This window comes from Actinoplanes sp. NPDC051633, from assembly GCF_040681735.1.
Taxonomy (GTDB): domain Bacteria; phylum Actinomycetota; class Actinomycetes; order Mycobacteriales; family Micromonosporaceae; genus Actinoplanes.
In genome coordinates this window covers 1-5,723 of sequence record NZ_JBFAZH010000459.1, presented here as the reverse complement: position 1 = coordinate 5,723, position 5,723 = coordinate 1, and the positions used below count along the sequence as shown (strand labels likewise).

The following is a 5,723-nucleotide window of genomic DNA, read 5'->3' as shown; positions in this document are numbered from 1 at the left end:
GTGGGTCGTCGGCGATGGACCATTGAGGTCTGAGCTGGAGGAGGCCGCTGCCTTGCGGGCCGGAGAAGGGTTCCGCGTAACGATTCTCGGTCGGCGGACTTGGTCAGAGCTGAGGGATGCCTATCGATCTAGCTCAATTTTCGCGCTTGCTAGCCACTATGAAGGGTTTGGTCTGGTTCTCTCTGAGGCGTCGTCAGCTGGTTTGCCTCTGGTCGCGTACGACGTGTCTGCTGGTATTCGGGCGCAGGTGATTCACGGTGAAACAGGCTTGCTCGCTGCAGAGCGGCAGAAGGGCGCCTTTGCAGGTGCGTTGAGACGCCTAATGATCGATTCCGGGCTTCGCAAGCGTCTGGGAGCGGCGGGTATTAGCTATGCATTAAGGTACTCGCCGGGTGTGGCGGTTCGGGACTGGGTCAATTTCTTGCGCATCTGCTCTCGGTTGATCGACGGATCGCCAGCGCGGTAGGGCCTGCGCTTGGCCTATGAAGACTCCGGGACGGGCCAGCGTCAAACATGCACTCTGAGCACTGCCTTTGCCTTCCGGGTGTTTGCGCGACGTGCGGCCAGGGTCTGGACCGTGCGGTTGGACAGCACGTCGTCTCGAGGATGATTACGGCGTCGATGAGCAGGGTCCTCGTAACGGCGGCCGCGGCGCAGCGCGAAGTCGTTGACGCCGAGCACCGTCGGCGATTTGGCGTGCTACAGGCCAACGGTCACACGACAGCGTCTCCTCCGTAGACCGCTCGCCTGCGTTCGCACCTGGACGACCTGGCGTCGCGCGCCGGCGTCAGCGGGACTATCCGAACTCACGTGCTGCACTATGAAACTCGGGCGGTGTACCGACATCGTGCCAGGCGCCTGTGAAGGGATAGGCAGCAACTCGTTCGCCGGCCCGCAACAGCGTCCGAACGAGCTCAGGCACGTCCATCCTTTCGCCAGCACGAAGATAGGCCAATGCCGATGGCTCGTAGACGTAGATCCCCATATTCACGATTTGGCGCGTGACCGGTTTCTCGATGAAGCTGGTCACGCAGTTGTCGGAATCGATGGTGACGACGCCGAAGTCGGCTGCACTTTCCCGTGGCTGCGTGGCGATGGTCAATGCGGCCGAGGCACCCTGGTGATATGCGACGAGGTCGGCGTAGTCGAGGTCGCTCAACACGTCGCCGTTCGTCACGAGCAAGGGCTGTGGTCCGCCGGGCACGGATTGCAAGGGGCCAGCGGTGCCGAGAGGCACGCTCTCGCTCGCAAAGCTCAAGCTCAGTGACTCAGGAAGCCCTTGAAGCTCTCTTAGGTACGAGGAGATAAGGCCGCCCAGGTATCCTAGCGATATATGGATGTCAGAAAAGCCTGCGAGTGCTAGGCGTCGGACGATGCGCTCGACGATAGGCTGGTCACCGATCGGCAGTAGCGGCTTTGGAAGCACAAACGTGTATGGCGCAAGTCGGGTACCTCGTCCGCCGGCCAACACGACTGCCTTCATATGACGTAGCGCCCGGGCTCATATTGGTCCAGATGTGCACCGATCCAGTCGGCGGTGCGCCGTAGGCCTTCAACCAGTGGGACGGCCGCGGACCAGCCGGCGAGCGCATTGGCTTTTGCGGCGTTACTCTGCAGCCGGCTCACCTCACTGGCGCTTGGCCTTGTGCGCCGGTCGTCGGCCTCAACATTTAAGTCGTGCCCGACCACGTGCGCCACCAATTCGACCAACTCCTCGATCGAAACATCTTGGCCGGTCCCAAGATTGACAGTCTCGCCATTCGCCTCCGGGGCGGACGCCAACGCTAGGATTCCGGCCACCGTGTCGTCCACGTAGGTAAAGTCTCGCCGTGGCCACAGGCTGCCGAGCCGTACAGTTGGCCCGCGCACCGCTTGGCTCAAGATCGACGGTATGACCGCCCGCGATGTCTGACGTGGCCCGAACGTGTTGAACGGGCGCACGATCGTGGCTGCAAGTTGTTGTGAACAAGTCAAGCTGCGTACGAGCTGCTCTGCGGCGATCTTGCTAGCGGCGTATGGCGACTGTGCCTGTAAAGGGTGGTTCTCATCGATCGGCGTAAACCGGGCAGAACCATAGACCTCGCTGGAAGACACAAGGACGAGACGGCGCACGTCCGCACGGCATGCAGCAAGTGCGACGTTGAGTGTGCCCATCGCGTTGGTCTCGAAGAAGTCCCGCACGTTGGCGTAAGAGCGCGGAACTGAAACCTGTGCTCCCAGGTGGAGGACAACCTCGCATCCGGCCGTCGCGTCGACCACGGACTCGGGGTCGCGTAGATCGCCTTCCATTAATTCTATGTGAGCGAGCATGCCATCCGGCAACCAGCGCAGCGCAGCGCGAGTGTCGCCAGCACGGTAGCGCAGAAACCCTCGCACGCGCGCTCCTGCGAGAACCAGCGCCTCGGCGACGTGGCTTCCGATAAACCCACCAACGCCGGTGACCAGGACCTGCGTGCCTGGCCGACCCATGCCAATGCCCAGGCTTCCCACCTCGACCACTTTGGTTCGTCAGTCGCCTATACGCAAGTCGGGGATCCGATCTCGCCACGCAGCCGACCGCGGCATGATGATCGGCTACCACATCCGAGATCCGACGTCTGCTCGCCGCACTGATCGTCCGCTTCTATCAGCCCGAACGTCACATCTAATGATGGTCACACGGGTCCGCTGCACCGATAGGTGACAGTTCGAGTCACGCGGCCTGACTGGCCGGTGGGGTCATGATGGTCTCGTACTCGATAGGGGTCAACCGGCACAAAGAGCGTTGCCGTCGGCGGTGGCGGGTCCGTTCGATCCAGGTCACGATCGCAGTCCTCAGCTGATTCATGGCGGCTTTGACGCCGGCGGCGCCTACCCTGCCCATCGATCCGATCATCTGGCGCTGGTTCAGGGTGCGGGCAAATTTCCGGCTGCGAAATTGCGATCCGCGGGCGGTGTGCAGCACGCAGCCGGCCACAGGACCGCGCCGGGCGACGGCGTTGTGCAGCGCGTTCACCGCCAGCCTGGACTTCATCCTCGAGTCGATGGAGTAGCCGACGATCCGGTTCGATCACACGTCCTTGACCGCGCACAGGTAGAGCTTGCCCTCGCCGGTGCGGTGCTCGGTGTAGGGGTCGGACCGCAGCGCCTTGCCAGCCTTTCGGCGTGGTGGTTTCTGCGGCCCGCCCTCCGAACCGGACGTGCGGCTTCCACCGCATCCGGCTCTCCGCGTGGTCATGCCGTGGGTGCGGGTGTCGCTGCTGCCGTCCACGGATTCGGGATGCGGGTGCCCCGGTAGCGGTATCGCTGGATCGCGAAGGTTTCCGGCCGGAACATCTCGACGCCGTCCGCGTGGATCTGCCACGTTGGCAGGAACCGGCGGACGAGGGTGTGCATATTCAGCCCGACGTGGCGTTTGCGTAGCCACCCGACGACTCGCCAGAAGGCGAAGTGGTCGAGGTAGCCGAAGGTGCGCGAGGACACGCCGTGCCGGAAGTAGTTGCACCATCCCTGCAGCACCGGGTTGATTCGGTGCAGCAGGTCGGCAAGCGTTCGATGGTTCTTGCGTCGGGTCAGCGTCCGCACCTTGTCCACGATCGAGGCGAGTGCCTTCTTCGACGGATAGGTGTAGACGGTTGTTCTGCCGGTTCGGCTGCGCCAGGCCCGGCGTTGGATGCGCCAGCCCAGGAAGTCGAAGCCCTCGTCGATGTGACAGATCCTGGTCTTGGCCTCCGACAGGCGTAAGCCCATCGGGGCCAGCACCGCGGTGACCTCAGCCCGCAGCGCTTCCGCATCGGCGCGTTGCCCGGCGAGCATGACCACGAAGTCGTCGGCGTAGCGGACGATCTTCATGACCGGCCCTCCGGCGCGGCGGTGCTTGGCGCGGGTCCATTCCGGTCCGAGCGCTGCCCACTTGCGGGCGAAGTGCTCGTCCAGCACGGACAAGGCGATGTTGGCCAGCAGCGGTGACAGGATCCCACCCTGGGGTGTGCCGGTGATCGTCTCGCGGTTCAGGCCCTGTTCGGTCAGGATCCCGGCCCGCAGGAACGCCTGCACCCAGCTCAGCACGCGTTTGTCGGCGATGCGATGCCGCACCCGGCCCATCAGGGCCGGATGGTCGATCTCATCGAAACACGCCGTGATGTCGGCCTCGAACACCCACTCGTAGTTGCGGGTGGGTGAAGCGAGATAGTGAATCTCGGCGATCGCGTCCTGCGCCCGGCGCTTCGGGCGGAAGCCGTAGGAACACGGCTGGAAGTCCGCCTCGAAGATCGGCTCGAGCACCAGCTTCAACGCGGCCTGCACGACCCGGTCCGCGACGGTCGGTATCCCCAGCTTCCGGACCTTCCCGGACGCCTTGGGGATCGCCTTCTCCCGCACTCGCTGCGGCACGAACCGGTCGGCCTTGAGCTCAGCCCGCAGCCATCCCAGCAGCGCCCCGGCGAGATGATCGACCGCACGTGGTGCGATGCCGTCGACCCCGGCCGTTCGTGCACCCTTGTTGCCCCGCACCCGGTTCCACGCCACCACGAGGAACGCCGGGTCATAGACAAGGTTGCGCAAATCATCGAAGCGACGACCGGGATCGGCCTTCGCCCAACGGTGCAGCTTCGTCTGCATCACCAGTACCCGCGCTTCGGCCTCGTCGAGGTCCGGCCACGGATCGCCGATATTCACCAGCGGCCTCCTGATCCTGCGGCGATGCCGCGACCACGCTGGACTCCTTCGCCATGCGGCCGGCTTTCCCGGCCTCGGACTACTACGGGTCCTCCGCCCCACCCCGGCGGCGTCAGCCGACGGCGGGCCTTCCCACCGGGCTGCTGGCTGCAGACCGGGCCGGGGACAGCCGGGATGGTTCCCACGTTCACTGTCGAACCGTTCGACGGGGTCGGCGCCCAGCTATGCCCCTGCAGCATCGCCGCGGCTACGCCGCAGACCTTCACCTCGGCCTCCCGACCGGCGACATCACCCAGCCCGGGAGTTCCCCACCCACATCGTGTGGCGGGTACGGGCTGCTATCCAGCCCAGATCCGCCAGGTTCGAGCTGGTGGCTCTCTTGAGAGGCGTTCAGCCGCTGGTTCCTCACGTACGCCTTTCCGTCTCGCTTGCCGAGCCCAGGCCATCTGGCAGTACTGACCCGCCTCGTCGTTGTCAGGGCCGCTTCCACCCTCACCCCCACCTCGGGGATCAGGCTGCCCCCAGCTTCAGCCCGCCGCTGCGACAGCAGGCCGGTGAAGGTCTCCCACCTCCACTCGGTTCCACAGCGCCTCGTGGCGCTCGATGTCGGTGACCCACAGCTGGTTCGGGCCGCTGCGGGTGAAGTCCCGGTTGACCAGATCGAGCGCCACCTCGTCGCGTTTGGCCCGTCGCCACTTCGGCCGGCCCGTCGCCCCGGCGAGGCCGGCGCGGCGCATGAGCAGCTCTACCGCGCCGTGACCGACCGCGATGCCGCGACCCAGCCGGAGTTCGGCGTGTACCCGCCGGGCGCCGTAGGTGGCCCGCGACTGCAGGTGGAGCTCGGTAATCAAGCCGGTCAGCCAGGCGTGGCGCACCGACCGCGCCGATGGTGGCCGGGTCAACCACTCGTAATAGCCGGATGTAGACACGTCGACCACCCGGCACGCGAGCTCGACCGGGATGCCTTCGGCGGTCATTACTTGGACCGCCGCGTAGCGTCTTTGGGGGCACCTGTTGGCGCTAGCCGAAACTCCCCACTGCTGCTAGATCAAATTCCCCACGTCGGG

General features: G+C 65.1%; 5 protein-coding genes and 1 pseudogene. 1 reads left to right on the top strand and 5 read right to left on the bottom strand.

Annotated features, from left to right (window positions below):
- The coding region (locus tag AB0M20_RS23770; protein ID WP_364301582.1) for a glycosyltransferase at positions 1–466 on the top strand (466 nt) is incomplete at its 5' end.
- Between the two features lie 330 nt (positions 467–796).
- Here the strand turns inward: AB0M20_RS23770 and AB0M20_RS23765 are convergent.
- The 5 genes and pseudogenes from AB0M20_RS23765 to AB0M20_RS23745 form a co-directional block, all read right to left on the bottom strand.
- Positions 797–1,483, bottom strand: a complete 687-nt coding sequence (locus AB0M20_RS23765) for a sugar phosphate nucleotidyltransferase (protein WP_364301580.1) — start codon at positions 1,481–1,483, stop codon at positions 797–799.
- A complete protein-coding gene (locus AB0M20_RS23760) occupies positions 1,480–2,499 on the bottom strand; it encodes an SDR family NAD(P)-dependent oxidoreductase (RefSeq protein WP_364301578.1) in 1,020 nt (339 codons plus the stop codon). Before AB0M20_RS23760 ends, AB0M20_RS23765 begins: the two co-directional genes overlap by 4 nt.
- A 193-nt stretch (positions 2,500–2,692) precedes the next feature.
- Positions 2,693–3,106, bottom strand: a pseudogene (locus AB0M20_RS23755) (DDE-type integrase/transposase/recombinase); the annotation flags it as partial.
- Positions 3,107–3,213: 107 nt separating this feature from the next.
- Positions 3,214–4,656: a group II intron reverse transcriptase/maturase gene (gene ltrA / locus AB0M20_RS23750; protein WP_364301576.1), complete on the bottom strand. Its 1,443-nt coding sequence runs from the start codon at positions 4,654–4,656 to the stop codon at positions 3,214–3,216.
- A 527-nt stretch (positions 4,657–5,183) separates the two neighbouring features.
- Positions 5,184–5,633 carry an IS3 family transposase gene (locus AB0M20_RS23745; protein WP_364301574.1) on the bottom strand — a complete coding sequence of 150 codons (450 nt, stop codon included), beginning with the start codon at positions 5,631–5,633 and terminating at the stop codon, positions 5,184–5,186.
- Between the last annotated feature and the right edge of the window lie 90 nt (positions 5,634–5,723).

Coding starts and splice junctions, on each gene's coding strand:
- AB0M20_RS23745 (WP_364301574.1), bottom strand. CDS start 5,633: ATGACCGCCGAAGGCATCCCGGTCGAGCTCGCGTGCCGGGTGGTCGAC.
- AB0M20_RS23765 (WP_364301580.1), bottom strand. CDS start 1,483: ATGAAGGCAGTCGTGTTGGCCGGCGGACGAGGTACCCGACTTGCGCCA.